1 protein-coding gene is annotated in these 2,081 nt (G+C 70.6%); it reads right to left on the bottom strand.

The features are described 5' to 3' along the window. The coding region (locus EES43_RS30485) for an RHS repeat protein (protein ID WP_164493108.1) at window positions 1-2,081 on the bottom strand (2,081 nt) is incomplete at both ends.

Below are 2,081 nucleotides of genomic sequence, written 5' to 3'. Positions count from 1 at the left end.
TCCTCGGTGTCGTAGGAGTAGGCGGTCGCGGTCTTCTGACCGTCGATGACCGTGATGCCGGTCGCGAGCTTGTGCCGGGCCGTGTAGGTGTAGGCGTGCTCGGCGATGACCCTGCCGCCGGGCGCGGTGTGCTTCTCGCCGGTCGGCAGACCCGCGTCGTTGAAGGTGTAGGCGCTCGCCGCGCCGTTGCCACGATCGATCCCGGTCAGTCGGCCTTCGGGACCGAAGGTGTAGGACACCTCCGCCAGCGTCTTCCCGTCTCGGGTCTGGACGGCGGTCCTCATCCGGCCGGTCTTCTGGTCGTAGGTGTAGGACGTGACCGCTCCGGTGTGATCGGTGACGGTCGCCGGCCGTCCGTCGTCGGTGTAGGTGTACGCGGTCTTCTTCCCGCCCGGGTCGGCCTGCTCCTTCAGCGTGCCGTCCGGGTGGTACGTGAACGTGATCTTCGAGGAGGACTCGGCATCGGCGAACCACACCGCGGCCCTCTTCCCGGTGACCGGGTCGTACGACATGCGCACATGCTCGTGTCGCTCGCCGGGGGCGGCCTTCGGCGAGACCCATGACTCGGTCACCCGGCCGGCACGGTCGGCCCGCTGGTGGGCGACCGAACCGTCCGGCAGGGCCACCGATTCCACCAGCCCTCGGGTCCGGTCGTACGTCGTCGTCGTGGTTCCCCCGCCGCCGGGCAGCGACACGTCCTTCGTACGGCCCGCGGCATCGAAGCCGTACCCCCAGCCCTCCGCGGACTGCCCGTTTTCCGACAGCCTCTTGAGCGTCTTGTTCCCGAACGCGTCGAAGGTGTAATCCGCCTGAGCTGCATCGCCTGCACCGCCCCCGGTCGTCTTGGGGGTGAGAGTGTCGGACCGGGGCAGACCGGATGGAGTGTAGGAGTGCTCGGCGATGAACGGACTGGTGTCGGAGTCGGAGCGGCGGAGCTTGCCGAAGGCGTCGTGTGTGCTCTCCGCGACGCTGCCCGGCGTGCCGTCGCCGAACGCCGTCTCGGACGTGACCGGGCGACCCTGATCGTCCAGGGTCTCGGTGGCGGTCACGGTGGGCCGGTCGCTGCCGGACGGCACGGTCCGGCTGGTGGTCGTGCCCGCGACGTCGTCGTAACCGCTGAGCACGACGGTCCCGTCCCGGCCGGTCGTCCTCGCCGGCTTGCCCCACGCGTCGTACTCGATCGTGGTCCGCCGCCCGCCCGCGTCCACGGTTCCGCTCCGGCGGCCGAACCGGTCGTACTCGGCCGCGGACGTCTCAAGCCACTGCCCTTCGGGAAGCATCCCGCCCTGCCCGCTGTTCGCGGACGGCCGGTAGTTGGAGTGCGTGGCCGTGTCGCGGCCCAGCTCATCGGACACCGACTTCGACGCGAACCCGTCCGACTTCCGCGTGCTCGTCGTCGACGCGCCGCCGGACCACCTCCCGTACGAGAAGGTCGTGACCGTGCCGTCGGTCCCGGTGGCCGCGATCGGACGGTCGGCGATGTCGTACGTGGTCGTCGACTCGGCGAGATCGCCCGTCTTCTCCGACAGCGTCGCGCCACTGGCCAGGTCGGTCACCGTCGTGGTCGTCACACCGTCCGCGCCGGTCACCGCGTCCGTGCGCCGCCCGACACCCTCGCCGTCCCGCTCCACCTGCGACTCCGTGCTGGAGACGGCGGCCCCCGGGTCCCCGCCCTTGGCCGAGGGATCGCCGGTGACCGTCGTCTTCGCGACCTCGCCCGCCAACTCGCCACCGTGGTAGTCGAACGCGGACGTGGACACCGTCTGCGGCTCACCCGTACCGTCCTCGGCCGCCTTCGTCACGGTCTTCGCGATGGCCTTCCCGTCGCCGGTCAGGGTGTTCTCCACCACCTGCCGTGCGCCGGTGGCCGTGTCCTTCGTCTCCGTCCGCACCGGGATCGAGTGCGGACCGTACTGCGTGGTCGTCTCCACCCCGCCCTGGACGAGGCGCTTCTGCCGGCCCATCTCGTCGAACGCCGACGACGTCTGCGACACCTTCGTCCGTGCGGGGTTTCTGGGGTCGGTCGTCGTGACCTGGGCCCGTGACGGCATCTGGTGGTCCGCCGGCGCGTCCTTCGCCTT

Source organism: Streptomyces sp. ADI96-02 (assembly GCF_003846185.1).
GTDB lineage: Bacteria > Actinomycetota > Actinomycetes > Streptomycetales > Streptomycetaceae > Streptomyces.
Note: the sequence above shows the minus strand (reverse complement) of the source record. Positions and strands in the feature narration are given on the sequence as shown.